The organism is Afipia dichlorophenoxyacetatis (assembly GCF_055386385.1).
The window spans coordinates 3,290,795-3,316,106 of sequence record NZ_AP029250.1 but is presented as its reverse complement, the minus strand read 5'-3'; the positions used below and the strand labels follow the sequence as shown (position 1 = coordinate 3,316,106).

Annotated in this window: 17 protein-coding genes; 9 read left to right on the top strand and 8 right to left on the bottom strand. The window is 60.1% G+C overall.

Annotated features, from left to right (window positions below; all coding sequences use genetic code 11):
• Positions 1-39: 39 nt before the first annotated feature.
• Positions 40-993 (bottom strand): AEC family transporter, encoded by a 954-nt coding sequence (locus ACZ5C3_RS15645; protein WP_464031071.1) that lies wholly within the window; start codon positions 991-993, stop codon positions 40-42.
• Positions 994-1,113: 120 nt separating this feature from the next.
• Here ACZ5C3_RS15645 and hspQ point away from each other — a divergent pair, with 120 nt between their 5' ends.
• A complete protein-coding gene (gene hspQ, locus ACZ5C3_RS15640; RefSeq protein WP_458760979.1) occupies positions 1,114-1,446 on the top strand; it encodes a heat shock protein HspQ in 333 nt (110 codons plus the stop codon).
• 101 nt (positions 1,447-1,547) lie between these two features.
• On the opposite strand, the gene ACZ5C3_RS15635 is transcribed toward hspQ, so the two are convergent.
• The gene (locus ACZ5C3_RS15635) at positions 1,548-2,324 is read right to left on the bottom strand and encodes an invasion associated locus B family protein (protein ID WP_464031069.1); all 777 of its coding nucleotides are present in this window, start codon (positions 2,322-2,324) and stop codon (positions 1,548-1,550) included.
• Positions 2,325-2,717: 393 nt separating this feature from the next.
• On the opposite strand from ACZ5C3_RS15635, the gene ACZ5C3_RS15630 reads away from it, so the two are divergent.
• The 3 genes from ACZ5C3_RS15630 (at position 2,718) to ACZ5C3_RS15620 (ending at position 7,305) form a co-directional block, all read left to right on the top strand.
• On the top strand, positions 2,718-4,433 hold the full coding sequence (locus tag ACZ5C3_RS15630) for an extracellular solute-binding protein (RefSeq protein ID WP_464044787.1): 1,716 nt from the start codon (positions 2,718-2,720) through the stop codon (positions 4,431-4,433).
• A 2-nt stretch (positions 4,434-4,435) separates the two neighbouring features.
• Positions 4,436-5,956: an AMP-binding protein gene (locus ACZ5C3_RS15625; RefSeq protein ID WP_464031067.1), complete on the top strand. Its 1,521-nt coding sequence runs from the start codon at positions 4,436-4,438 to the stop codon at positions 5,954-5,956.
• Between the two features lie 101 nt (positions 5,957-6,057).
• Positions 6,058-7,305: a GGDEF domain-containing protein gene (locus ACZ5C3_RS15620; protein WP_464031065.1), complete on the top strand. Its 1,248-nt coding sequence runs from the start codon at positions 6,058-6,060 to the stop codon at positions 7,303-7,305.
• A gap of 73 nt (positions 7,306-7,378) precedes the next feature.
• Here the strand turns inward: ACZ5C3_RS15620 and mfd are convergent, their stop codons facing one another.
• Together mfd and ACZ5C3_RS15610 are read right to left on the bottom strand one after the other, a co-directional pair.
• The gene (mfd, locus tag ACZ5C3_RS15615; protein ID WP_464031064.1) at positions 7,379-10,897 is read right to left on the bottom strand and encodes a transcription-repair coupling factor; all 3,519 of its coding nucleotides are present in this window, start codon (positions 10,895-10,897) and stop codon (positions 7,379-7,381) included.
• Positions 10,894-11,184, bottom strand: coding sequence for an FAD assembly factor SdhE (locus tag ACZ5C3_RS15610; RefSeq protein WP_464038351.1), 291 nt, complete (start codon positions 11,182-11,184; stop codon positions 10,894-10,896). Before ACZ5C3_RS15610 ends, mfd begins: the two co-directional genes overlap by 4 nt.
• Positions 11,185-11,317: 133 nt before the next feature.
• On the opposite strand from ACZ5C3_RS15610, the gene recG reads away from it, so the two are divergent.
• Positions 11,318-13,426 (top strand): ATP-dependent DNA helicase RecG, encoded by a 2,109-nt coding sequence (gene recG / locus ACZ5C3_RS15605; protein ID WP_464031062.1) that lies wholly within the window; start codon positions 11,318-11,320, stop codon positions 13,424-13,426.
• A gap of 2 nt (positions 13,427-13,428) precedes the next feature.
• On the opposite strand, the gene ACZ5C3_RS15600 is transcribed toward recG, so the two are convergent.
• The 3 genes from ACZ5C3_RS15600 to glmU all read right to left on the bottom strand — a co-directional run bounded on the left by ACZ5C3_RS15600 (position 13,429) and on the right by glmU (position 17,639).
• Positions 13,429-14,208, bottom strand: coding sequence for a DUF502 domain-containing protein (locus ACZ5C3_RS15600; protein WP_464031060.1), 780 nt, complete (start codon positions 14,206-14,208; stop codon positions 13,429-13,431).
• Between the two features lie 112 nt (positions 14,209-14,320).
• Positions 14,321-16,147 (bottom strand): glutamine--fructose-6-phosphate transaminase (isomerizing), encoded by a 1,827-nt coding sequence (glmS, locus tag ACZ5C3_RS15595; protein ID WP_464031059.1) that lies wholly within the window; start codon positions 16,145-16,147, stop codon positions 14,321-14,323.
• Positions 16,148-16,283: 136 nt separating this feature from the next.
• Positions 16,284-17,639: a bifunctional UDP-N-acetylglucosamine diphosphorylase/glucosamine-1-phosphate N-acetyltransferase GlmU gene (gene glmU, locus ACZ5C3_RS15590; protein WP_464044143.1), complete on the bottom strand. Its 1,356-nt coding sequence runs from the start codon at positions 17,637-17,639 to the stop codon at positions 16,284-16,286.
• Positions 17,640-17,972: 333 nt separating this feature from the next.
• On the opposite strand from glmU, the gene ACZ5C3_RS15585 reads away from it, so the two are divergent.
• Both ACZ5C3_RS15585 and ACZ5C3_RS15580 read left to right on the top strand, forming a co-directional pair.
• Positions 17,973-19,445 (top strand): hypothetical protein, encoded by a 1,473-nt coding sequence (locus ACZ5C3_RS15585; protein WP_464031057.1) that lies wholly within the window; start codon positions 17,973-17,975, stop codon positions 19,443-19,445.
• Positions 19,446-19,498: 53 nt separating this feature from the next.
• The gene (locus ACZ5C3_RS15580) at positions 19,499-19,879 is read left to right on the top strand and encodes a hypothetical protein (RefSeq protein WP_464031055.1); all 381 of its coding nucleotides are present in this window, start codon (positions 19,499-19,501) and stop codon (positions 19,877-19,879) included.
• Here the strand turns inward: ACZ5C3_RS15580 and ACZ5C3_RS15575 are convergent.
• Positions 19,839-21,332 (bottom strand): glycoside hydrolase family 17 protein, encoded by a 1,494-nt coding sequence (locus ACZ5C3_RS15575; protein ID WP_464038350.1) that lies wholly within the window; start codon positions 21,330-21,332, stop codon positions 19,839-19,841. The two genes, ACZ5C3_RS15580 and ACZ5C3_RS15575, sit on opposite strands and share 41 nt — an antisense overlap.
• Before the next feature lie 452 nt (positions 21,333-21,784).
• Here ACZ5C3_RS15575 and ACZ5C3_RS15570 point away from each other — a divergent pair, with 452 nt between their 5' ends.
• Together ACZ5C3_RS15570 and ACZ5C3_RS15565 are read left to right on the top strand one after the other, a co-directional pair.
• The gene (locus tag ACZ5C3_RS15570) at positions 21,785-22,342 is read left to right on the top strand and encodes a beta-1-3, beta-1-6-glucan biosynthesis protein (RefSeq protein ID WP_464031053.1); all 558 of its coding nucleotides are present in this window, start codon (positions 21,785-21,787) and stop codon (positions 22,340-22,342) included.
• A gap of 194 nt (positions 22,343-22,536) precedes the next feature.
• Positions 22,537-25,218: a glycosyltransferase gene (locus ACZ5C3_RS15565; protein WP_464031051.1), complete on the top strand. Its 2,682-nt coding sequence runs from the start codon at positions 22,537-22,539 to the stop codon at positions 25,216-25,218.
• Positions 25,219-25,312: the final 94 nt, after the last annotated feature.

Here is a 25,312-nt window from a genome sequence, read left to right as displayed (position 1 = left end):
CACCGTGCGGGTACTGCAGATCCGCGCATCCGCGGGTTATCAAGGAAACGTGACTGCGCCGGTTTTGATCAGCCACATCACTGTCGTGAGCGTTACCACCGACACGAACGTTCCAACCAGAACGGCCGCTGATGCCTGCTCGATCCAGGTATCATACTGCCGTGCGATCACGAAAACGTTCAGCGCTGGCGGCAGCGACGCGAGCAGCAATGCCGCCGCGGCCCATTGCGGTGGAAAAGGTCCAAGCAGGATCAGAAGACCGGATACAATGAGCGGGTGAACGATGAGTTTCACCAGCACGATGCCGGGAACTTCCCATGGCACGCGATAGAATGGGCGCAGCGCGACCGTAACACCCAAGGCAAACAGAGCAACCGGTGCGGCAGAACTCTGCAGGAACTGCAGCATGCCGTCGATCGCGACCGGCGGGTGAATGTGGAACGCCGCAACGAGTGCGCCGCAATAAGAAGCGACAATCAAAGGGTGTAATAGGATGCGCTTGGTGATCAGGCCGATTGTCGGCAGCAGCGGTCTCTTCTGACCGTCAGTCAGCACCATCAACAGTGGAACGATCGAAAACAAAAAGATCGTGTCGAAGCAGAAGATCAGCGCAACAGGCGCGGCAGCCTGCGCACCGAGCATCGAGAGCGCGAGTCCCGGGCCCATGTAACCAATGTTCCCATACCCTCCTCCGAGTCCCGCCATCGCGGACTCGCGCAAGGATAATCGCCCAAACAACCGCGCTCCAAACATCGACAAAAAGAACGCACTGGCCGTCGCCAGCGTGGTCGCGATCACAAATGGAGGATTGTTAAGTTCCTCGAATGGGGTCTTTGCGAGTATTCTAAAAAACAGTGCCGGCAGGGATACATAAAGCAGGAAAAAGTTCATCCAAGCCAATCCTGCTTCCGGCAGGCGTTTGTATTTGCCGCAGGCGTAACCGATGAAGATCAACCCGAAATACGGCAGTGCAAGATTCAGGATTTCGATCATTAGGGTACGCTTTGGGATTAATCCGGGAGACCGGTGGACAAATGGTAAGCGGACGCTTAACTGCCCGATTCATGGGTTTGCCTCTAGCATCGGCCACAATCATGGTCTATTCGACGAGTTATGATTAAAGCGCGTACCGCAAAATTTCAGATCGGTCAGATTGTTCGCCACAGGATATTTTCGTTCCGCGGCGTGATTTACGATATTGATCCGGAATTCAACAACACCGAGGAATGGTGGCTGTCCATCCCTGAAGAGATGCGGCCGCACAAGGATCAGCCGTTCTATCATCTCCTCGCCGAGAACTCTGAATCTGAGTACGTTGCTTACGTCTCAGAACAGAACCTTTTGCCTGACGACTCCGGGGAGCCGATCCGTCACTCGCAGGTTGCCGAGATTTTCGTCAAGGACAAGTCCGGCGGTTACCGGCCGCGAAATCCTTCACTGAACTAACGCGCCTCCCATCAGCCTCAACATCGCTGTTGCGTCACGGTAGCCCAGCAAAAAGGGCGCGCATTGCTGCGCGCCCTTTGCATTCGTTCGGTTGACGACGCTTATTGCTTCGCCGCCGGAGCAGCATTCTCAAGCTTCTGTCGTGCTTCTGCAGCACGCTTCTGAAGCTCTTCCTGCAATTTCTTCTGGCTTTCTTCGAACACCTTCGGATCGGTTGGCGGACCATCGTAGGCCTTCGCAAACTCCCCGAGCGGCAGAGCCAGCGTCAATGGCGCGCCATTGGCGTTGATCGCCTGCACGATCAGGTTTTGACCCTTCTTCATGTTGGCAATCAGCTCTGGCGTCGCTTCGTAGTCCGACATGCAGCCGTTGGCGAAGCAGATCACGTAAGGGCTTTGCTGCGGCTGATTCTGGTCGACGATGAGGCGCGTGCCATGAACGAGCTGCATGCCGAGCGGCAAGGTCACGCGAAGAAGCTTCTTCGGTTCACCTTCCGGCTCGATGATAACGGCTGCAACCACCGGCTGACCCGACTCGATACGGCCGTCCTTGCCAGTGAAACAAACTTGCTTGGCGTTCGCGTCCTGGCCCTTCATGCAGAACTTGGTCCAGGGCTGGTAAATCAGCTGGATCTGGTCCTGGGCGGGAGGCTGAGCTGCCGGAGCCTGCTGAGCCTGTGCACCGGCGGCAGGCGCCGCTGGTGCTGCCTTCGGAGCAGCCTTGGGCGCCGCCTTTGGAGCGGGCGCTTTCGGTGCTGGAGCCGGGGTTTGGGCCTGCACGCTGGAAACGGTCGCCACGGCAAAAAGGGCGCCTGCTGCTACGGCGGCGAACACCCGACCGCGCGGCAAGGTTTGCGCGGCCAAGATACGGAAATTCATTGTGGAAAACCCTTTCTGGACCTTAGCACCCCACCACAAGGGCACGACTGATCGGCGGCTGTCTCTGAGGCAATTGAGGCGGTTGCGTGACGGGACCCGCAATCGTACCCAAATTGCCCGCCTTCAATACATCGGCGGGCGAAAAGATCAATGCCAACAAGAGTATTTCACAATCGCAATCCGCCGTACCTCACACTTTCCGTGGTAGGTTTCGATGTGCGATCGGCCGAATCAAACCGCCCGTCATGGAGCTTGCGCTGCGGCCGCCAGGGCCTGATCTGGCGGTGCTGGATTTTGGCAACCATTACGCTGACTTTCACCGGAATTGCGAGGGCAGAACCCCCCAACCAATCGCCACCACCGGCAAGTGGTCGCCCGGTCCACGGCATTGCGATGCACGGCGCCCCCGCTCTCTCCGCCGATTTCCACCACCTGCCCTATGCGAATCCCGATGCCCCCAAGGGGGGCCGGATCGTGCATGGCCTGTTGGGTACGTTCGACAGCCTTAACCCATTCATCGTTAAAGGCATTGCGGTTCAGCAAGTCCGGGGATACGTCGTCGAAAGTTTAATGGCGCGGAGCAATGACGAGCCATTCACGCTGTATGGGCTGCTTGCGCAAAGCGTCGAAACGGATGCCGAGCGCAGCTATGTTACATTTCGCCTCAACCCCCTTGCCCGTTTCTCTGACGGGAAGCCGGTTCGCGCCAGTGACGTGCTGTTTTCTTGGGCTTTGATGCGGGACAAAGGCCGTCCCAACCACCGGCTGTACTATGCCAAGGTCGAAAAGGCAGAGGCTCTCGACGAGCGCACAGTGCGCTTCGACTTCGGTAATGCCAACGACCGGGAACTGCCACTCATCATGGGTTTGATGCCGGTATTTCCCGAGCACGCGGTCGATGTCGCGACGTTCGAAGAGACATCGTTGACGGCGCCCATTGGATCGGGGCCTTACAAGGTTACCAGCGTGCGTCCCGGCGTCAGCGTCACGCTCAGTCGCAATCCAGACTATTGGGGCCGCGAACTCCCCGTGAATCGAGGCCTGTGGAATTTCGACGAGGTTCGGGTGGATTTTTATCGGGAGGCGAATGGCGCTTTTGAAGCCTTCAAGCGCGGCCTTTACGATTTCCGTACGGAGACCGAGCCGCTGCGCTGGCACGAAGGCTATGATTTCGCGGCCATGCGCAATGGCGATGTCGTGCGCGAAGTTATAAAGCCCGGTACACCGCAACCATCAGAGTTTCTGGCCTTCAACACCCGCCGCCCGGTCTTTGCCGATGTCCGGGTGCGCGAGGCACTGACCCTTCTGTTCGACTTCCAATGGATCAACCGGAATTACTTTTTCGGTCTCTATGGCCGTTCGGCTGGTTTTTTCGCGGGCTCCGAGCTCTCCGCCTATACCCGCCCGGCAGATGCACGGGAAAAAGTGCTTCTCGCCCCCTATTCGACCAGCGTCAGGTCGGAAGTTCTTGACGGGACGTATCGCCTGCCGGTGACGGATGGCTCCGGGCGGGACCGTACAACGCTGCGCGCAGCCCTCGCTCTGTTGTCCGAAGCCGGCTACGACCTTGATGGAGCCGTATTGCGACACCGTGACGACCGTTCGCCTTTGACCTTTGAAATTCTTGTTACCACCCGCGATCAGGAACGTATCGCCCTGGCCTATTCCCGCGATCTGAAACGTGCGGGCATCAATGTGACCATCCGCGCTGTGGATGGGGTTCAATTCGATCAACGCCGGCTCAGTTTCGATTTCGACATGATCCAGTATCGCTTAGATCAATCACTGTCTCCCGGTAACGAACAGGCGTTCTATTTCGGCAGTTCGGCTGCGGACAGCCATGGCACCCGCAACTACATGGGCGCAAAAGACCCCGCCATCGACGCGATGATCACGGCCATACTGGAAGCCCGTGAACAATCGGATTTCGTCCCGGCGGTCCGCGCACTCGACCGGGTGCTGATGTCCGGCTTTTACGCAATTCCGGTCTATAGCGCCCAGGAGCAATGGATCGCTCGATGGAATCGGATAGAACGGCCAAGAGTGACTGCGTTGACCGGGTATTTGCCGGAGACGTGGTGGTACAAGCCGGCCCCCAAGGCGCAATGACGATGAGCGATGACCTGCAGGCCTCCGAGGCCTCTCAGACACAGCCCGGCGGCTCTCCGACGCTGGACGACCTGTTTCGCCGTACCGCCGCGCGTCAACCGGACGCAATGGCTTTGATCGATCCGCCGAACAAGCATCGCGTGACCGGGCGTCCGCCGATGCGGCTGACATTCGCACAGGCTGACCACGCGATCTCCTGGATCGCCACCAGTTTCATTGAAGCCGGCTTGCCACAAGGCTCGATTGTTGCCGTTCAGCTGCCGAATACAGTCGAATTCGCGATTACCGTGCTGGGCGCCATTCGGGCTGGAATGATCGTGGCGCTGCTGCCGCAGCTTTGGCGGCAATCGGACCTCACGACCGCCCTGAATCGAATTGGCGCGCGGGCCATCGTAGGCATCGACCGGATCGAGCTTGTCGATCACGCCGAACTGGCGTTGAACGCCGCCGCCGAGGCGTTCTCCATTCGCCATGTCTTTGGCTTCGGGCTGGATCTTCCGGAAGGCATGTTTCCGCTGGAGATTGTGACAGAAGGTCCCGCCGACTTCGCATCGTTCTATCCACTCGATGCCCGGAAACCGGTCATTGTGTCGTTCGATGTGATCGCTGACGGCTTTCGCGCGATCCCGCGCAGCCATGCCCAACTCATATCGGGAGGACTTGCGGTCTTTTTGGAAAGCGAAGTGCCGCAGGGGGCAAAGCTCTTGTCCGCCATCATCCCGTCGTCGTTCGGAGGCCTCGCGGCTTCGCTCGTCACATGGCTTCTGAGTGCTGGTTCGCTTGCCTTCCATCATCCTTCGGATTTGCAGCTACTTGAAAAGCAAATTGAGGAAGACGGAAGCGATACGCTGATTGTGCCAGCGCTGCTGGCTTTGCGTCTGGCGGATGGCAGTGCCTTGTCACGCCCGTCTGCGATGCAGCGCGTGATCGGTCTGTGGCGTACGCCGGATCGCATCGCCTCTAGCGAGAATTGGCAGGGCGCGGATGCAGCGCTCACTGACGTCTATCTCTTCGGCGAGATCGGGCTTTATGGCGCGCGGCGGTTGCCGGATGGTTCGCCTGCTCCAATCACACCGGGACCATATGGCGGGTCGCGCAACACCGTTGGCGAGTTTGTGATGACGATGAAAGGCACGCTCGCTCTGCGCGGGTCAATGGTACCTGTCGCCGCCTATCGGCCTCCGTCGTCGTCCGAGAATCTGCTGTCTGAAGCACCGCCACCTGATTACGTCGATACAGGCTATGCCGCGCGCCTCGACAAGGCTCGCGGGACGATCAGCATTACGGCTCCGCCTTCGGGGATCGTCGGTGTCGGTGGTTATCGTTTTCTCTCGCAGGATCTCGATGAATGGGCCAGACGGCTCACCCCAGGCGCTATGCTCACCGCGTTACCTGACCAACTCAACGGTTATCGTTTGGCGGGCCGCGCGAGCGACAATCGCCGCGCACGCGAGGCGCTTGGCGAACTTGGCCTCAATCCACTCATGGTCGAAGCATTTCGAGACCGGACGAACCGGCCATGAATTCATCAACCATGTTGACCCCTCATTAACAGCCGGGACCTAATGTTTGCGGACGGTGGAAGAATGCTGCCTGTTCCTGCATTGATGAAATTGGCGAGATCATGTCGCAGCAAGGACCGATTGTCGTTGTTTCAAAACGAGAGGATGAAGCGCTTGCAAGCGCGATCAACCAGATCAAATCGTTTCCTCTTGTCGATGTGGTCTGGTCGGATGCCATCGACGCCATCACGCGACTAAAGCCCGCTGCGGTCCTCGTCACGGACACCGTGTCCGACGACATCGCCTTGCGACGCGTAGCGCAGCAGCTCGACCGTATGCAGCCCTACGTTCCGATGATCGCGATTGATCCGGCGGCGGCATTGCCAGCGAATGTCATCTCCTTCACGCAGTCCGGCCGTAGTCCAGAGCGCCTAGTGAGCCGCCTGAATGCGGCGCTGCGTGTCAGAACCCTTCACGCGACCATGTTGCGTCGCATGACCGACAAGGCAGCCGCGCGCACTCGCCTGCCCGATAATGATCCGATCGAGGACGCAACAGTTCTGCTGATCGGCCGCGGGTCGTCATATCCGGCATTGTCGGTTGCGCTGGGCGAGCAGATGGGCGTGGTTGGCGCGCTCAGCATCGAAGCTGCGGCCAAGCATCTCAATGCGCGTGAGCTGGACGGGATCATCGTCGGCGAGGGTTTCTCCGGTCGTGTTGTCGATGCTTTTCTCACAGTTCTTTCCGAGGACACGCGCTTCCGCAACCTGCCCGTGGTGGTATCTGGCGCGACAGGTTTGATTGCTGGCTACGACCTGCCGAACCTCGAGATCACGATTGGCGAGCCGCGCGCGGTCGCGGCCAGCGCGGTCCCGCTGATCCGCCAGCACGCGTTCGAAGCACGCATCGACCGGGCCCTCAAATCAATCGACGCCGGCGGCCTGCTTGATCCACGAACCGGCCTTCTCACCACGGAAGCTTTTGATCGCGATTTCGACGGTGCCGTCGCGGATACTCAGGCGCGCGGAGCCGGTCTTTCAGTCGCGCGGATTTCGTTCATGGCGGGTGCGGCGCCTGAACGTGCGCGGCTCGATGCTGCGCGCATCCTCAGCCGCCTGATGCGGCGGATGGACTTCGCGACCCTCGATGGCAACGATGCAATTCTTCTCGTATTCCCGGAAACCGATCTGCGCAACGCACAGACCATCGCACGGAGGCTCGGCAGCGTGTTGAAACACACGATGCACAGCCCCAACCGCGATCAGCGGCTCGATCCGCAAGTCACGCTGACAACCCTGCTGCCCTACGACACAACGTCGACGATCCTGGCACGCATCCACGAAGAAGGCCGCCGCGCAGCGGCCTCCTGATTGTGGCTCCAAAGCGTTTTCGAGCGAAGTGGCTGCCGGTTCGCGTGAAGAAAACGCGTCAAAACAAGAATCTCTAGGCAGCCTTCCGTCCCTCTGCCAGATTGGCGAGATCGCGCAGAATGGTTGTGGTGCCCTCGATCCGCTCATCCGGCGTGTCCCATTCCTGCAGGAACACCACCTTCATATCGGGACGGACCTTCGCGGCCTGGCCGTGCTGGCGAATGAAATAAACCAGCTTCTCCGGATGCGCGAAGCTGTTGTCGCGGAAGCTGATCACAGCCCCCTTCGGACCTGCATCGACCTTCTCGATATTGGCGCGGCGACAGTACGACTTGATCGCAGCAATCTTGAACAGGTAACGGACTTCGTCCGGCAGCGGACCGAAGCGATCGCGCAACTCCGCCCCGAAGTTTTCGATCTCGTCGTCGGTGTCGAGATCGGCAAGGCGGCGATAGAGCGACAACCTGATCGACAGGTCTGCGACATAGTCCTCAGGAATGAGCACCGGCATGCCGAGCGTAATCTGCGGCGACCAGCGATCGGCAACCGGCTCGGAAATGCCCGCCTTGAGGCTAAGGATCGCCTCCTCCAGCATGGATTGGTAAAGCTCGAAGCCGACTTCCTTGATATGGCCGGACTGTTCTTCGCCGAGCAGATTGCCCGAACCACGAATATCCAGATCGTGCGAGGCCAGTTGGAAGCCCGCGCCGAGGTTTTCCAGCGACTGCAGAACCTTCAGGCGGCGTTCGGCCTGTGCAGTGATCTTCTGCTGCGCCGGCAGCGTGAACAGCGCATAGGCGCGCAGCTTCGAGCGCCCGACGCGGCCACGCAACTGATAGAGCTGGGCAAGACCGAACATGTCTGCGCGATGCACGATCAGCGTGTTCGCGGCCGGAATATCCAGTCCCGACTCGACGATCGTGGTGGAGAGCAAGATGTCGTATTTGCCGTCGTAGAATGCCGAGATGATGTCCTCGATCACCGCTGGCGGCATTTGTCCGTGCGCTACCGCGACCTTCATCTCGGGCACGTGCTTGTCGAGGAAATCCTTGGCCTCGGCGAGATACTCGATGCGTGGACACACGTAGAACGCCTGCCCGCCGCGATACCGTTCGCGCAGCAGTGCTTCGCGGATCATCAGCGGATCGGATGGTGCAACGAAGGTGCGCACGGCGAGGCGATCGACCGGCGGTGATGCGATAATCGACAGCTCGCGTACACCGGTGAGTGCCAGCTGCAGCGTGCGTGGAATCGGCGTCGCGCTGAGCGTCAGCACATGGATTTCCGAGCGCAACTGCTTGAGCCGCTCTTTGTGCGCGACGCCAAAGTGCTGCTCTTCGTCGACGATCACCAGACCGAGGTCCTTGAACTTGATGCTCTTGCTGAGCAGCGCATGGGTGCCGACGATGATGTCGACCTTACCGTCCGCGAGATCCTTTTTGACCTGATTAAGCTGCTTGGTCGGAACCAGCCGCGACGCCTGAGCGACGTTGACGGGGAAACCACGGAAGCGTTCGGTGAAATTCTTGAAATGCTGACGCGCCAGCAACGTGGTCGGCACCACCACAGCCACCTGCTTGCCATCGAGCGCCACGGCAAATGCTGCTCGCAAGGCCACCTCAGTCTTGCCGAAGCCAACGTCGCCGCAGATCAGGCGATCCATCGGACGTCCGGCATCGAGATCATGCAGCGTGGCATTGATGGCGCCGAGCTGGTCTTCGGTTTCCTCGTAAGGAAAGCGCGCGCAGAACTCGTCGTAAGTGCCCTGATGCAAGGGAAATTTCGGCGCGACGTGGATCTGGCGTTCGGCGGCAATCTTGATCAGCTCGCCGGCGATCTCGCGAATGCGGTTCTTCAGCTTGGCCTTGCGTGCCTGCCAGCCACCACCGCCAAGGCGATCGAGTTCGACGTTGGTCTGGTCAGAGCCATAGCGCGACAGCAGCTCGATGTTCTCGACCGGAAGGAACAGCTTGGTCTCGTTCGCATAGTGCAGTTCGAGACAGTCATGCGGCGCGCCGCCGACGTCCAGCGTTTGCAGGCCGACGAAGCGTCCGATGCCGTGTTCGACGTGGACGACGATATCGCCGGTCGCGAGACTGGTGACTTCCGAGATGAAGTTTTCAAGCTTGCGGCTCGTCTTGCGTGGGCGGACCAGACGGTCGCCGAGAATGTCCTGTTCGGTGATGAACGCGACGTTGTCTGTCTCGAAGCCGGACTCCAAACCAACCACTGCAAGCATCGTTTCGTTGCGCGGCGTGGCCTGTACCATGCGCCAGGTATTGACGTTGGTGGTGTTGAGGAGCTTGTGGTCCTTCAGCATGCTCGTCATGCGATCGCGCGAGCCTTCACTCCACAGCGCGACGATAACCTTCTTACGCGCAGCCTGCAGACCGTGGACGTGCGCCACCACGCTCTCGAAGACGTTGACCGTGGTGTCGGCGCGCTCCGGCGCAAAGTTGCGGCCCTGCCGCGCATTGACGTCGACGATGCTCGCATCATCCGGCGGGAGTGCGAATGGCGTCAGGCGCGCGATCGCGTTGTCCTGAAGTTTTGCCTTCCACTCGTCCTCGGTCAGATACAGCTTGTCGGGCGGCAACGGCTTGTAGATCGCCCCACCACCTGGCGTTCCCATCGCTTCCCGGCGCGCTTCGTAATAGTCGTTGATCTGCGTGAAGCGCTCATGTGTCGCGTCTTCGACCTGGGACTCCAGCACGAGCGGCGCTTGATCGAGATACTCGAACAGCGTGTCCATCCGCTCCTGGAACAGCGGCAGCCAGTGCTCCATGCCTGGATGGCGGCGCCCTTCGGTGACGGCCTCATAGAGCATGTCATCGCGTTCTGGCGCGCCGAATTGCGCGACATAGCCCATGCGGAAACGGCGGATTGTTTCGGTCACAAGCTGGAATTCGGACACCGGGACGAGATCAAGGCCGCGCATATCGAGCAGCGTGCGCTGCGACTCTGCATCGAACGTCCTGATCGATTCCAGCGTGTCGCCGAAGAAGTCGAACCGGACCGGCTGCTCGAGACCTGCCGGGAATAGATCGAGGATACCACCGCGCACCGCATATTCGCCGGGCTCGCGGACAGTGGAGACGCGGTTGTAGCCGTTGTGCTCAAGCCAGGCCGCGATGGAATCCATCGGCACGCGGTGTCCCGGGGCAACAGACAGCGCCTGAGCGGCCACCACGTCACGGGCCGGAACGCGTTGGACAATGGCGTTGACCGTGGTCAGCACAATGAGAGGCTTCTCGCTGCCCTTCAGGCGGGACAGCCGCGCCATCGTTGTCAGGCGTTGCGCTAGAATTCCGCCGTGGGGAGAGACACGGTCATAAGGCTGACAGTCCCATGCCGGGAATTGCATCACCGCAAGATCAGGCGCGAAGAACTCCAGCGCGCGGGCAAGCTGGGCCATCCGCGGGCCATCGCGGCAAACCACCGCAAGGCTGACGGCCGGTGCATTGGCCTTCGCTGCAACAGCGCGGGCGAGATCGGAAACGATCAGGCCCTCCGCCCCTTCGGCCACGTTGGACAACGTCAGCGCGTGACCGGGACGAAGCAGTTGTGCCGGAGAGCGAGCGGGCGCCTTCATGCCTGATGCCCTGGGACCGAAAACGCCTTGATGCGCACGAAGATGCCATTCGCGTATTCAGGGCTAAGCGGCTGCCCACCGCTGAACGCAGCGTACAGATCCGGGTCGGGTAACTCGATGAGGCGCTCGAGATCGACAATCTCGTCATCGGACAGGCTGGCGATATTGTCGTCGGCAAAGCGGCCAAGGATGATGTCCATCTCGCGGGTGCCCCGGTGCCAGCAACGAAACAGCAGGCGCTTGCGCCGATGATCAAGCCCTTCGCTCGAACGTGTCGATCCGGTCATAGCCAAATTGTCTCCAACGCCAAAAGCCCGGACATGCCGGGCGAGGTTGATATAACTGCCGTAATCGGAGATGTCAGCATTTCTCTCGCGCTGCATCCGGGTTATGCAAAAGCGAGCCAACCGAGTCGCCTTGATGCGCCCTGCACTGCTCAATCCGCTGTTCGCCCCCGTGACGAGCCTGTCCGGCGTTGGCCCAAAGCAGGACAAGCTGTTGCGCTATCTGCTTGACCGCAGCGAAACGCCGCGGCTCGTCGACCTGTTGTTGCATTTGCCGACGAGCGTGATCGATCGGCGTACGCGGCCCCACATCCGTGACGCGGTTCCGGGAACCGTCGTGACGCTTGAGGTCACTGTCGATCGTCATCGTCCAGCCCCACCGGGCCGCTCCCGTGCGCCTCATCTTGTCTACGCGAGCGACGCGACCGGCGATGTTGTGTTGACCTACTTTCGCGCCAAGCGCGAATACATCGAAAAGCTGCTGCCGGTCGGCGAGAAACGCTACGTCTCAGGTACGGCACAGTTGTTCGATGGCACGCTGCAGATTGTACATCCCGACCGCGTGGTGGATGAGGAAGGTCTCGCCAAGCTTCCCAGCATCGATACGGTCTACCCGCTGACGGAAGGATTGGCGATCGGCTCGATGCGCCGCGCCATGGTACAGGCGCTGCAAAAGCTGCCCAAGCTTCCGGAATGGATCAGTCCAGAGGTCATGCGCCGCTGCAGCTTTCCGTCATTCGAGCAGGCTCTCCATCGCGTTCATGAACCCGTTGAGCTGGCCGATATCCTGCCGCAAAATCCGTTCTGGTCGCGGCTGGCGTTCGATGAACTGCTTGCGGGACAACTGGCTTTGGCTCTCGTGCGCGCGCAGCTCCGCCGTCCTGCCGGTACGCGCCATGCGGGCGACGGCCATCTGCGCAGAAAAGTCATCGACGGACTGCCCTACGCGCTGACGAATTCCCAGCAAGAGGCCGTTCGCGCCATCACCAATGACCTTGGCCAACCGTTGCGCATGCTGCGCCTTTTGCAGGGTGATGTCGGTTCGGGAAAAACGGTTGTGGCGTTGCTCGCGGCCGCCGCGGTCGCCGAAGCCGGGAAGCAATCCGCGCTGATGGCGCCCACGGAAATTCTTGCACGCCAGCACATCAAGACCATCGCGCCGCTGGCCGAGCGGGCGGGCCTGCGCGTCGCGATCCTGACCGGCCGCGAGAAAGGCAAGGAGCGTCGCGACATCATCTCGCGTCTCGCGGACGGTGAGATCGATCTGCTGGTCGGCACCCATGCGCTGATCCAGGACGACGTGATCTTCAAGTCACTGGCGCTGGCTATCGTTGATGAGCAGCATCGTTTCGGCGTGCGTGAGCGGCTTGCGCTGACCGAGAAAGGCGAAGCTGTCGACGTGCTGGTGCTGAGCGCGACCCCTATCCCGCGCACGCTGGTGCTGACGTATTTCGGCGACATGGACATTTCCGAATTGCGGGAGAAACCTGCCGGGCGCCAGCCGATCGATACCCGCGCCGTCGCCAACAGTCGACTCAAGGAGATCATCGACGGTGTTGGCCGCGCCATCGAAAGCGGGAAGCAGATCTACTGGATCTGCCCGTTGGTCGAGGAGACCGAGGCCGAGGGCATCGAACACCTGACCAATGCGACCAAGCGGTTCGAGATCTTGCAGAAGCGTTTTGGTGACCGGGTGGGCCTGGTTCACGGGCAGATGAAGGGCGCCGAAAAGGATCGCGTGATGGCGCAGTTCGCCGCCGCCGAGATTCAGGTTCTGGTGGCGACCACCGTGGTCGAGGTCGGCGTCGACGTTCCGGCTGCGACCATCATGGTGATCGAAAACGCCGAGCGTTTCGGGCTCGCGCAGTTGCATCAGTTGCGTGGGCGCGTCGGGCGCGGATCGGAAGCGTCGAACTGCATCCTGCTCTATCACGAGCCGTTGAGTCAGATGTCAGCCGCCAGGTTGAAGGTGATCCGCGAAACCACCGACGGCTTTCGGATCGCGGAAGAAGACCTGCGTTTGCGCGGTGAAGGCGAAGTGCTCGGCACTCGTCAAAGCGGCTTGCCGGGCTATCGCATTGCACGGCCAGAGATTCACGCTCAGCTCATTGCGCAGGCGCGCGATGAGGCGTTGCGCATCATGCAGGACAATCCGAAGCTCACCGGCGAGCGCGGCGAAGCGCTTCGCTGTCTGCTCTACCTTTACGAGCGAGATGAAGCCCTGCCCCTAATCGGCGCAGGATGATTTTAATCGACCTTCTCGGGAGTCGGCGGCGTTTGTGACGCTGTGGCGATCCGCGCAGCGTTGGCCATTTCCGCCAATGCGTTGACCTTCTTCTGCGCGTCGCCGTTGGGCTGCACCACACCAGCCGACATAATCAGCGTGGCCGCTTCTTCCGCGTTCATCTCGACTTCGATGATCTTGCTCTTCGGCACATAGAAGAAGAAACCCGTCGTCGGGTTCGGCGCACACGGTAGGAACACCGAGATGAACTCTTCTCTGCCTGGTAGCTTGGTCGAGACTTCCATACCCGGCGGCTGCGAAATCAGCACGATCGACCACATCCCGGGGGACGGAAATTCCACCAAACCGACGCGGCGAAAGCTCGATCCGGTGCTTGAGAACAAGGTTTCGAAAACCTGCTTAAGGCCGCGATAGATCGCGCGAACCACGGGCATCCGCCCCAGGATCGCTTCGCCAAGCTCGACCAGCGTCCGGCCGATCAGGTTTGCAGTCAGGAAACCGAGGAACGTCAGCGCGAAGACCGCGACGATGAGCCCTGACCCCGGAAGTCCGAACGGCAAATAGGTTTCAGGACGATACGCGACAGGGACGAATGGACGAACGATGCCGTCCACCCACGTCACGAACCACCACGTCAGATAGAACGTAATCGCAATGGGACCCGCGACGATCAGACCGGTGAGAAAGTAGTTCCGCAGCCGTGCCACGAAACCACGCGGTGCATCCGGCGAATGCCCAGGCTGCAAATCGCCGGGACCCAACGTGGGGGTGGGATTATTCATCGTGGAACCGAACCATCCTTATTTCAAAGTATTCGGACAAGATCGCAAATCGTTGCGACACCACTTTATCAGGTTTTCGGGTCGTCCACCCCCTTGATCTGCGACTGTTTGTCTACTCCACAGTGACCGACTTCGCGAGGTTCCGTGGCTGGTCGACATCCGTGCCCATTACGACGGCCGTGTGATAGGCCAGCAACTGAACCGGAATCGCATAAACGAGCGGCGTCACGGTTGCGGGCATGTCCGGCAGGACGATGGTGACGAGGGACTCGACGGTGGCGTCCTCAGCCCCCTTTGCGTCGGTCATGAGAATGATCCTCCCGCCCCGCGCGGCGACCTCCTGCATGTTCGAAACTGTCTTGTCGAACACCCGGTCAAACGGGGCGATGACGACCACCGGCATCTTTTCGTCGATCAGCGCGATCGGACCGTGCTTCAATTCGCCCGCCGCATACCCCTCGGCGTGGATGTAGGAGATTTCCTTGAGCTTCAGCGCGCCCTCCAGCGCCAGCGGATAGCTCGTCCCGCGGCCGAGATAGAGCACGTCCTGGCTCTTGGCGATGTCACGCGCCAGTTTCTCGATCTGTGGCTCAAGTGCGAGGGCCTCCGTCATCAGACGCGGCACTTCGACAAGCCCATGCACCAGCTTGGCTTCGTCCTCGTCGGACAGCTCACCGCGAGCTTTTCCGGCGGCAATCGCAAACGCTGCCAAGGCCATCAGCTGGCATGTGAAGGCTTTGGTTGAGGCAACCCCGATCTCGGGACCAGCCAGGGTCGGCAACACGGTCTCGCTCTCTCTCGCGATCGTCGAGGTCGGAACGTTCACAACGGAGACAGTGTGAAGCCCCTGAGACTTCGCATAGCGCAGCGCGGCCAGCGTGTCGGCGGTTTCTCCAGATTGCGAAATAAACAGCGCAAGGTCTCCCTTGCGCAGCGGCGCCTCGCGATAACGAAACTCAGATGCCACATCGAGTTCGACCGGCAGGCGCGCAAAACGCTCGAACCAGTATTTTGCGACAAAGCCCGCGTAACTCGCGGTGCCGCAGGCCGTAATCGATATGCGCTGGATCGAAGCGAAATCGAACGGCAATTTGCCGGGAATTGCCACCCGCTCGGAGGCCAGGTCGATATAGTGCGCCATCGTATGACCGACGACTTCCGGCTGCTCGTGAATTTCCTTCGCCATGAAGTGACGGTAGTTGGCCTTGTCGACCAGCGCCGTCGCGGTGTTGTGACGCACGACATCGCGCTCAACAGCAGCATTGGTGTCGTCGAAAATGGTGGCGCCAGTGCGGGACAGCACGACCCAGTCGCCGTCTTCGAGATAGCTGATGGTGTCAGTAAACGGACCGAGCGCGATGGCATCGGAGCCGAGATACATTTCGCCTTCGCCAAATCCGACCGCGAGCGGTGATCCCTTGCGGGCGCCGATCATCAGGTTGTCTTCATTCTTGAAAATGAAAGCCAGCGCGAAAGCGCCGTGCAACTGAGGAAGCGTCGCCTTGACGGCTTCGACCGGCGACATTCCCTTCATCAGATATGAATTGACGAGATGCGCGACGACCTCGGTGTCGGTCTCGCTGGAAAATTTCGCGCCGTCCTTTTCGAGCCGGCCGCGCAGTTCGCGGAAATTCTCGATGATGCCGTTATGAACGACTGCGACATTGTCAGTCGCATGCGGATGCGCGTTGTTCTCCGTGGGCTTGCCGTGGGTCGCCCAACGGGTGTGGCCGATACCGATATGCCCCGCCAGCGGCGAGGACTTCAGCACGGCTTCCAAGTTTTTCAACTTACCCTTGGCGCGGCGGCGGTCGAGCTGTACGCCTTCCAGCGTCGCCACGCCCGCCGAGTCGTAGCCGCGATATTCAAGACGTTTGAGGGAATCAACCAATTGGTCCGCGACCGGACCGCGCCCCAAAATACCTACAATGCCGCACATGCGGTTTGATATCTCCAAATCGCCCAAAACATGGACTTCCTCTTACAAAGGATTACCACATTCCGGACTCAATAATTGTTGCGAATTGAGACAGGGTAAACCGTTAACGGACGCCAGACGCTGTCTTAATACATTGTCAGTGCTTGGGTTTTCTGTTCAGCAGTTTCATGTCCCGGAAGCGCTTCGCCCAGCCTTCGCGCACAGTTTGCTGGTTACGCTCAATCATCAGCGCATCGTCCGGGACATCGCGGGTCACCACCGACCCCGAACCGATAAAGGCGCCGGCCCCGATCTTCACCGGTGCCACCAGCGATGAATTCGTACCCACGAAAGCTCCGGGGCCAACCACCGTCCGGTGCTTATCGAAGCCGTCGTAATTGCAGGTGATGGTACCGGCGCCGATGTTGGCGTTTTCACCGATGTGGGAGTCGCCGATATAGGCAAGGTGATTGGCTTTTGCGCCGGCATCGATCGCTGCCGCTTTGGTCTCGACGAAATTGCCGATCCGCACGCCCTCGCCCAGAACTGTCCCCGGACGCAGCCGCGCATAGGGGCCGACTGAGGCCTTCTTCCCGATGCTTGCGCCGACAATGTTGGAGAACGCGTGAATGACTGCGCCGTCAGCGATGCTCACGCCCGGACCGATCACCACGAACGGCTCGATCGTCACGTCGCGGCCGTAAGTCGTGTCGGCTGCGAGATAGACGGTGTCGGGCGCGATCAGCGTCACACCGGCATCGAGCGCGGCCTGCCGCAGCCGGCGCTGCATCACCTGCTCGGCTTCGGCGAGCTGGGACTTCGTATTGATCCCGCGCACTTCGTCTTCGTCCGTTTCGATCACAGTCGCACGCAAGCCGAGGTCACGGACGATGCCCACCGCATCCGTGAGATAGTACTCGCGCTTGCTGTTGCTGTTGCCGATCTGATCGAGAATCTTCAGCGCAGTCTTGCCTGCAAACGCCATGACACCGGCATTGCACAGCGTGATCGCCTTCTCGGCGTCACTCGCGTCTGCCTGTTCCCGGATGGCAACCAGTTGATCGCCTTGCACCAGCAAGCGTCCATAGCCGGTCGGATCTGCCGCGCGAAAACCGAGCACGGCAAGCGCGGCGCCATCTTTCAGCGCTGTTCGCAGGCGCTCGAACGTGATGGCACTGATAAGCGGCGTATCTCCGAACGCGATGAGGAGATCATCCGCGCCTTTCGCGATGGCCTCGCGTGCAGCGAGCACGGCGTGTGCCGTACCAAGCCGTTCCTTCTGCGTGAAGATTGCCGCGTTGGGCCGTACACGCTTGATCTCGTCCACCACTGCCTGGTGATCCGGTCCGACAACCACGGCCACCGAATCATCCTTGCCGCTCGGAGCAGCAGTGAGCACGTGACCAACCAGCGACAGGCCAGCCACAGGATGCAGGACCTTCGGCAGGCTGGAGCGCATCCGTGTTCCCTCGCCGGCCGCAAGCACGACGGTAAGGGTTGTTGTGCCGGTCATCTGATGATTCCCTGTGTTGCAATTCACTTTTCTAGGAATCGTCTTACCCGACTAGTGTGGCGTCTCGCAATTGCCGACGTCTCCTGCAGCTGGCCCTTATCGGCAATTGCGAGACAAAAGCCACACTAGCGCTTTGATTCTGCGAGTGTCCCTTTGATTTCGAAGTTCGCGTCCGGGCAAGCCGCAAGTGTGTGCGAACTTCGGAATCGGGACACTCGTGGCGGGAGAGACAAAAGTATCTTCCGCCTGCTTCGACCGGCGCATCCAGGCGAAGTTCCTGTTAAGGTTTGATTATTGATTCGTCTTTTCCGGAAGCAGGACTGCACAAACGTTATGACCAAGAATCCCAAGCACCCCGCTGGTAACGTGGCGCGTAAGGTTGGCAGCGGCTTTCTGGAGCGTCTTTTATCCTTTCTCGAGGCGACTGCGGCTCACGTGATCGTCGGAATCAAGCATCTCACCGGCTTGAAGCGTTTCATCGCCAAGGAAGATGAACTCGACGGCCGCATGATGTTGCGGCTTGGTGCGTGGGGCATCGGCTCGATCGCCGCGCTCGTGCTTGCGATCATTGCCGTGCAGTCTCCTGCCTCCGCCCGTCGCGATCAGCCGAGCGCAGACGTCACTCAGCAGACTCAACAGCTGCAGCGGATCGCAAGGGAAAGTCAGAACCAGACACATCAGTTGTCTGCGGCGATGGACACACTCAACAAGGATCGCGATCGTCTGTACAATCGCGTGACCGTGCTTGAGCAGGCCGTGGACTCCGTCAACGGATCGATTGCAAAGTTGAGTGCGCCGCCGCCGGTCGTGGTTGCTGCAGCCGCACCGTCCACTCCCGCATCGTCGCCCTCACCAATGTCTCCGCAGCAGGTTGCAGCGTTGGAACCTGTCACGACGTCCTCTGCTGAAGTGCCGACGGCCAATGCGCATCCGGCGCCTGAAGCGAAATCATCGGATCAGCAGAAGTCAGCGGATACGAAACAACGCGCTGCGGACGTCAAAAAGGAAAAGGAAGCACAGGCCAAGGAAGCGCAGGTCGCAGCAGCACCAGTTGCTCCGCCTAAAATTGCATCCGTCGCGACGGTTTCTTCGCCGACACCACCTCCTGCAAAGAGCGAGCAAAAGAACGAACCGAAGCCGGAAGCAGCAACCAAGCCAGAGGCCAAGGCTGAACAGAAACCAGCCGACAAGCCTGTGGATCAAGCAGCAGCGCCAGATCAGGCACCAGCCGTGACCGGCAGCGTTGCAAGCGCAGAGATGGCCGACACGACCGAGAAACCCGTCGAGCGAACGAAGTTCGGTGTGGACCTGGGTGGAGCGAACTCCGTGGAAGGCCTGCGCGCACTATGGCGCGGTCTGCGTGGTCCGCACAGGGAACTGTTCGCGCAGATGCAGCCGCTCATTGTCGTCAAGGAACGCACGACAGGCTACGGCATGCAGCTTCGGCTCGTTGCGGGTCCGCTGACCGATGCGGCTGCTGCCGCAAAGCTCTGTGCGACTTTGACTGAGAGAAGCAAACGCGCCTGCGAACCCTCCGTTTACGATGGCCAGCGTTTGCCGGTGAGCGCTTATCGAACCAGCGACGCTGGCAAGACGGACGCTCCAGCTAACCCGGAAGCCGCCAAAACAGATGCAGCCAATGCCGATGCGGCGAAGCCTGAGGCTCAGAAGAAGCGTGAGGCATCGAACTACCGGCGGCATGGTCATGTTCGCATCGTTGCGCCGCCTCCGCAGGCCGCCGCTCCTCCGCCGGCAGCTCCAGCGCAACACTGGTCGTTGAGCTCGATTTTCAATAGGCAGCAGTAATCGGTTTCAAACACCGGGTTGTGTCGCTGCGCAATCCGAACCATATTCGGCCCATGAAAAAAGAGCCGTTCAGACTGACGCCGTACCAGGTCCAATGGATTTTGATCGTGGGATTTCTTACGATCGGCTACGCCCTCTACCTGCGCTATATGGCCATTGAATTCGCGCAAGTGAGGCTGGAGTGCGATGCCGGCTTGCAGACTATGCTCTGCAAGACACGCCTCCTCATGACGTACCTCTTCAAACACTATGTGTTTGGCGCCGCGGCGGTGATCATTGCGATCCTGCACGTGATCCGGCCATCGATCGTCACCCTTACGGGCGGGCTGATCGCCGCATGTTTCGGTATTGTGCTCTACAATATTGGGCTGGCCGGCGTCGCAATCGGATTGCTTATTTTGGGCTTTGCCCGACCCGCGCCCGAGACAGCGTAAGCGCAAACAGCAGATACAGACCGCAGGTCCAGAGCGACTGCCAGTTCGCCGGGCCTTCATTGAAGCCGATATACGCTGCCGAAAGCGCGAGCGTCCCCGCGAACACAGTTTCCGCGATCGGCCGCGTTCCGCCCATCGGGCGGTTGAGTGCGGTCAGCAACAGGAACGGCACGATCGCCATCGTCAGCGTTGCGAACTGGAAATCCCGATAGCGTGGATCGAATACCAGCCCCAGCGCGGTCTCCGTTGCCAGAACGGTCGTGATCAGCACCGCAATGCCGAGAATGGTCTGCATCCGCGAGGTGGTGCGGGTGTCACGCGGACCCAAAATATCCAGGAAGGTCGGCAGGCTACGCCCATACATCACAGTGTTCGCGACAATCAGCGGCGATAGAACAGCCATCGCAAACAGCAAGCCACCGCGCAGCCATCCACCGAAGCCAAGGCTTTCCACGACCAACTTGTCGAACGCCAATCCCAGAAGCGAGCCGCCTGTCGCAGCAGAGATCCCGACCACGATCCACGAGCTCAAACGTGGTGACCAAGGACGATGCCGTAAGGTCAGCAAGGCAACGCCGAATACAAGAACCGCAAAGATCATTCCCGCGATGGCGTAAAGCTTGGCGTCCGGGAAATTCGAGATCGGCACGCCGGCCGGGTACTTCAGAGCCCTGTCCCCACCGGCGCCGAACAAGCCCCAGTGGCCGCCGACAGTGCCTTCCCACATGCGCTTCCACGGCTGGTCATAAGCCTCGATGAGGTTGACCCGGAACTTCTCCTGCCGTGCAAGTTCGAGAATTTCAGACACGATCCGCGCCTGATTGGCGCGTGACGGCAGAGCCCCTTCCCGCATCCGTCCGGCGCTCGGCCAGCCGGTTTCGCCGATCAGGATTTCCTTGTTCGGGAACGCCACCGCCATCCGCTTCCGAATCGAATCGACGTGACCTGCGGCGTAGCGGGCACGGATCGGGAAGTCCTCCCAGTACGGCAGGATGTGTATGGTGACGAAGTCCACCGCGTCATACACGTCGCGGTTCTTGAGCCAGAACTCCCACACATCGGCGTAGGTGACTTGAATGTCGCCCACCTTGGACTTCACATAGCGGATGTTGGAGACGAGATCGGCCGCGGTCATTTCGCCACGCAACAGCACCTCGTTACCGACAATCACGGCCTTGATGGTGTCGGGATATTGTTTGGCGAGCGCGATGCCGGTTTCCATTTGGGCCCGGTTGTCGATGCGGTTGGTGCCGATCCAGATTCCCAGCATCACCTTGAGGCCGGCCTTGCGGGCCAGCTCCGGAATCTTGTCGAGGCCATTGCCGACCGAATAGGTCCGCACGCAGTCGGTGACCTTGGCGAGTTGCGCGAGGTCCTGTTCCATCTGCGCCGGCGGAATCACCAGCCCGGGCTGAAGGGGGTTTTGGTCGCCACGGAACGGCGCGTAGGACACGCATTCCAGTTTGGCCGACGGATCGATCGGCGCGCGCGCCAATACGACCGGTGTGGCGAGCCACCACCACACTGCGGCAATAATACCTAGAGCTATGATGAGAAGTGCCAGCGGCGCGCGAAGGGAAGAAATTGGTTCCGTCCTCCAAGAAGTCCCGTCGATTAACCGGTCATGGTCGCTCTGCCAAGACCCGGATTGCTTCCACCCACCGGTCTTCTCGTCGCATCGCTTCAACCAAGTAAGTTTAAGTTTCGGCTTTACTGGACAAAAACGCAAATGTCCGTCATGGGAACAGACGCGCTGGAGGGCAATCTTCCGCCGCAATGGGAAGGCATCTGGCAGTCTCGAACTGCGGGTCACCTGGCTTTCCCAGAGGCTTCCCTAAAGAAGCTTCAGATGACAGATTTACACCGGATAAGCCGCCAGGCGGCACGCAATCGATTGGGGACTTCATGCGTCGCGTTCTTAACGGGTATCGTTCGGCACTTCTTCAACGCGTTGCCGCGTCAGGCTTGGCCCTTCTTGTCGGGCTTGGAGGCGCCATTGCCCAGAGCGGAGATTCGCGAGCCCAAGATCAGGCGAAGCAGCCGGCAGCCGCTGACGCCGCCAAGGACAGCCAGCGCAAGACCGATGAATTCGCCGAAGCCGCGCAGGCCATCAATGGTCCCGCCGGTAACCCGGAATGCGTTTGGCTTGGCCGCCGTGTCGTGCGCCTGATGTGGCTTGACGACCTCGATACCGCTTTCCGTCATCTTGATCTCTATGACCGGTTCGGCTGCCCCGGCGGCCACGTCCAGGCTGCATTCCGCTGTCTGACCCGATTTGGCGCATCGATCGATCCGAAGGTGCCTGAAACGCTGAACGGCCGCGTTCATGCCTGCTGGATCAACCCAAGCGCACAGCCACAGGCTGCGGCGTCCGCTCCTGCAGCCCCTGCGCCCGCGACACCGGCGGCCGCGGCACCAGCTGCACCCGCTTCACCACCGCCGGCGGCAGCTCCAGCGAAATAGCAGCAAGGCTGGACAAAGCGTGGAACGAACCGGAATTATTCTGGTTTGGATGATGTTTAGCGCCCTGAAAACGCCATGACGCCATACGAGTTGTTAAATCGTGATGGCTATATAAGCTGGCTTCATCATTCCTTTGGACGAACCTAGGGGACAGGTTCGTGATCCTGCCACGTTGGCCCCGTATGGTTTTCACGATGCGTGCCGTCGTAGCTGCCCTCCTTTGTGTCACCCTCCTCCATGCAGCCCTCTGGGCCGTGTTCCGGGATGAACAGCAAGCTCCAGATTTCAATGGAATGCTGCCGAGCATGTCCTATGCGCCGTTTGAAGGCGCCGCGCATCCGGACGTCGACAACATTCCACGGGTCGAGAAGATACGCGCCGACCTGAAGAAGCTCTCCACGATGACCAAGGCGATCCGCCTTTACTCATCGACGGGTGGCGTTGAGCTCGTGCCGCCGATCGCTGCCGAATTCGGTCTCAAGGTCATGCTGGGTGCCTGGATCGACAAGAATGCCGACCGCAATGAGCGCGAGATCGCCGCCGCCATTGATCTCGCCAAGCACAACAGCAACGTCATCGGCATTGTCGTCGGTAACGAGACCATCTACCGCGGTGAACAGAAGGCTGCGGACCTTATCGAGCTGATCCAGCGCGTTAAAAGACAAACCAATGTTCCTGTAACAACAGGTGAAATCTGGAACATCTGGCGTGACGATCTGCCGGACGCCGCCAAGGAAGGCCGGCCGACATTGGCCTCGTCGGTGGATTTCATCGCCGCGCACGTCCTGCCTTACTGGGAGAACTTCACCGACAAGCAGGCGGTCGATCAGGCCATGTACATCTACGGCCTGCTCCGGGAGATCTTTCCCGGCAAGCGGATCATGATCGCCGAGTTCGGCTGGCCAAGCGCGGGCTACAATCTGAAGAACGCGGTCCCGGGCCCGTTCCAGCAGGCCTCGGTTCTGCGGAACTTCGTTGCACGCGCTGAAGCCGTCGGCATGGAATACAACATCGTCGAAGCCATCGATCAGCCCTGGAAGTTTTTTGAAGGCGGCGTTGGACCTTACTGGGGTGTTTTGAATGCCGCACGCGAACCTAAGTTCGCGTGGACCGGCCCAATCGTTGATCCGGACTATTGGAAGATTGCCACGATTGCCGTGCTCGTCGGCTTCCTGATGTCGTTTCCGATCTTCCGGCTTCCCAATCCGACCGTCATGCAGTCGGTCGTTCTCGCCGCTGCGGCCAGTGGCGTTGGCGCCTGGGTTGCCACCGTCTTCGCCTATTGGAATACGCACTACTTTGTTTTCGGCTCGGCCTTCGCCCTGACCCTGGGTCTGATCCTGCTGGTCCCGCTGGTGCTGATCGCCATGGCCCGGATCGAGGAAATCGCCACCATCGCCTTCGGCCGCCCGCCCGCCCGCCTGATCTCATCGGGGCTGCCCGCACCTGCTGACGGCTTCCACCCGAAGGTCTCCATCCACATTCCGGCCTATTTCGAGCCGCCGGAAATGCTCAAGCAGACCCTTGATGCGGTGGCTCGCCTCGATTACCCGAACTTTGAATGCGTGGTGATCATCAACAACACGCCGGATCCGACGTTCTGGCAGCCGATCCAGGATCATTGCCGCGCGCTCGGTGAGCGCTTCATCTTCATCAATGCTGAGAAGGTGCAAGGCTTCAAAGCGGGCGCGTTGAAGATCGCGATGGCCCGCACCGCGCCGGATGCCGAAATCATCGGTGTGATCGACGCCGATTACGCAGTGACGCCGGACTGGCTGAAGGATCTTGTTCCGGCGTTCGCGGACCCGCGCGTGGGTCTGGTCCAGGCGCCACAGGATCACCGCGATGGCAACCGATCGCTGATGCACCATGCCATGAATGGTGAGTATGCCGGTTTCTTTGACATCGGCATGGTGCAGCGGAACGAGACCAACTCGATCATCGTCCACGGCACCATGTGCCTCATTCGCCGCGCTGCCATGGACATGGCGGGTGGCTGGGCCGGCGATACGATCTGCGAGGACACGGATCTTGGCCTCGCTATTATTGAGCACGGCTGGCTCACGCACTACACCAACCGCCGCTACGGTTTTGGTTTGCTGCCGGATACCTACGAGGCATTCAAGAAGCAGCGTCATCGTTGGGCCTATGGCGGCTTCCAGATCGTCAAGAAGCATTGGCGCCGGTTCCTCCCGGGCGCGAGCCGGCTGTCACCGGATCAGAAGCGCGAATTCTCCCTTGGCTGGCTCAACTGGCTCGGCGCCGAAAGCCTTGGCGTGGTGGTGGCGATCCTCAATCTGATCTGGGTCCCTGTCGTGTCGTTTGCCGACATCGCAATTCCCGACAAGATTTTGACGCTGCCGATCATTGCGTCATTCGTGGTGTCGATGGCCCATTTCCTTTCGCTCTATCGTCTGCGCGTACAGGTGAAGGTTGGCCAGATGCTCGGGGCCATGATTGCAGCGATGTCGGTGCAATGGACGGTGTCGCGCGCTGTCGCTAACGGGCTGATCACGGATCACTTGCCGTTTGCCCGCACCTCGAAGGGCGGCTTGTCGCGCATGTCGGTCGAGTTTCAAGCGTTCTGGGAAGCTGTGATCGGTGTGCTGTTGATCATCGGCGCGATCGTGCTGGTTGCTTTCAACACAAAGGAAGTCCGCGAGATCAACATCTTTGCAGGCGTGCTAGTCCTCCAAAGCCTGCCGTTCCTCTCGGCTGTCGCCATTGCGATCCTCGAGAACTCGCGCATCAACGCCTTCGAGTTCTGGCACAGTTCAGGCATCCGTGCCGCGGAACTGATCGGACTTCGCCGCGAAGCAATTCCTGCTTCCGTTGGTTCGAAGCCGCCATCGGAAGTCCGGCAGGAAATCAATTGAGCGTCGGAAATTAAGCGGCCGACGCGCTGCTGTCGGCCGCAATTTTGGCGCGTCGCTTTTTCGTGCTTCACACTCGCCGCATCAGTCGTCGCAG

What these genes read in the sequence shown, in the direction of transcription:
- ACZ5C3_RS15645 (WP_464031071.1), bottom strand. Translation starts at nt 993, where the DNA reads ATGATCGAAATCCTGAATCTTGCACTGCCGTATTTCGGGTTGATCTTC.
- hspQ (WP_458760979.1), top strand. Translation starts at nt 1,114, where the DNA reads ATGATTAAAGCGCGTACCGCAAAATTTCAGATCGGTCAGATTGTTCGC.
- ACZ5C3_RS15635 (WP_464031069.1), bottom strand. Translation starts at nt 2,324, where the DNA reads ATGAATTTCCGTATCTTGGCCGCGCAAACCTTGCCGCGCGGTCGGGTG.
- ACZ5C3_RS15630 (WP_464044787.1), top strand. Translation starts at nt 2,718, where the DNA reads ATGCACGGCGCCCCCGCTCTCTCCGCCGATTTCCACCACCTGCCCTAT.
- ACZ5C3_RS15625 (WP_464031067.1), top strand. Translation starts at nt 4,436, where the DNA reads ATGAGCGATGACCTGCAGGCCTCCGAGGCCTCTCAGACACAGCCCGGC.
- ACZ5C3_RS15620 (WP_464031065.1), top strand. Translation starts at nt 6,058, where the DNA reads ATGTCGCAGCAAGGACCGATTGTCGTTGTTTCAAAACGAGAGGATGAA.
- mfd (WP_464031064.1), bottom strand. Translation starts at nt 10,897, where the DNA reads ATGAAGGCGCCCGCTCGCTCTCCGGCACAACTGCTTCGTCCCGGTCAC.
- ACZ5C3_RS15610 (WP_464038351.1), bottom strand. Translation starts at nt 11,184, where the DNA reads ATGACCGGATCGACACGTTCGAGCGAAGGGCTTGATCATCGGCGCAAG.
- recG (WP_464031062.1), top strand. Translation starts at nt 11,318, where the DNA reads ATGCGCCCTGCACTGCTCAATCCGCTGTTCGCCCCCGTGACGAGCCTG.
- ACZ5C3_RS15600 (WP_464031060.1), bottom strand. Translation starts at nt 14,208, where the DNA reads ATGAATAATCCCACCCCCACGTTGGGTCCCGGCGATTTGCAGCCTGGG.
- glmS (WP_464031059.1), bottom strand. Translation starts at nt 16,147, where the DNA reads ATGTGCGGCATTGTAGGTATTTTGGGGCGCGGTCCGGTCGCGGACCAA.
- glmU (WP_464044143.1), bottom strand. Translation starts at nt 17,639, where the DNA reads ATGACCGGCACAACAACCCTTACCGTCGTGCTTGCGGCCGGCGAGGGA.
- ACZ5C3_RS15585 (WP_464031057.1), top strand. Translation starts at nt 17,973, where the DNA reads ATGACCAAGAATCCCAAGCACCCCGCTGGTAACGTGGCGCGTAAGGTT.
- ACZ5C3_RS15580 (WP_464031055.1), top strand. Translation starts at nt 19,499, where the DNA reads ATGAAAAAAGAGCCGTTCAGACTGACGCCGTACCAGGTCCAATGGATT.
- ACZ5C3_RS15570 (WP_464031053.1), top strand. Translation starts at nt 21,785, where the DNA reads ATGCGTCGCGTTCTTAACGGGTATCGTTCGGCACTTCTTCAACGCGTT.
- ACZ5C3_RS15565 (WP_464031051.1), top strand. Translation starts at nt 22,537, where the DNA reads ATGCGTGCCGTCGTAGCTGCCCTCCTTTGTGTCACCCTCCTCCATGCA.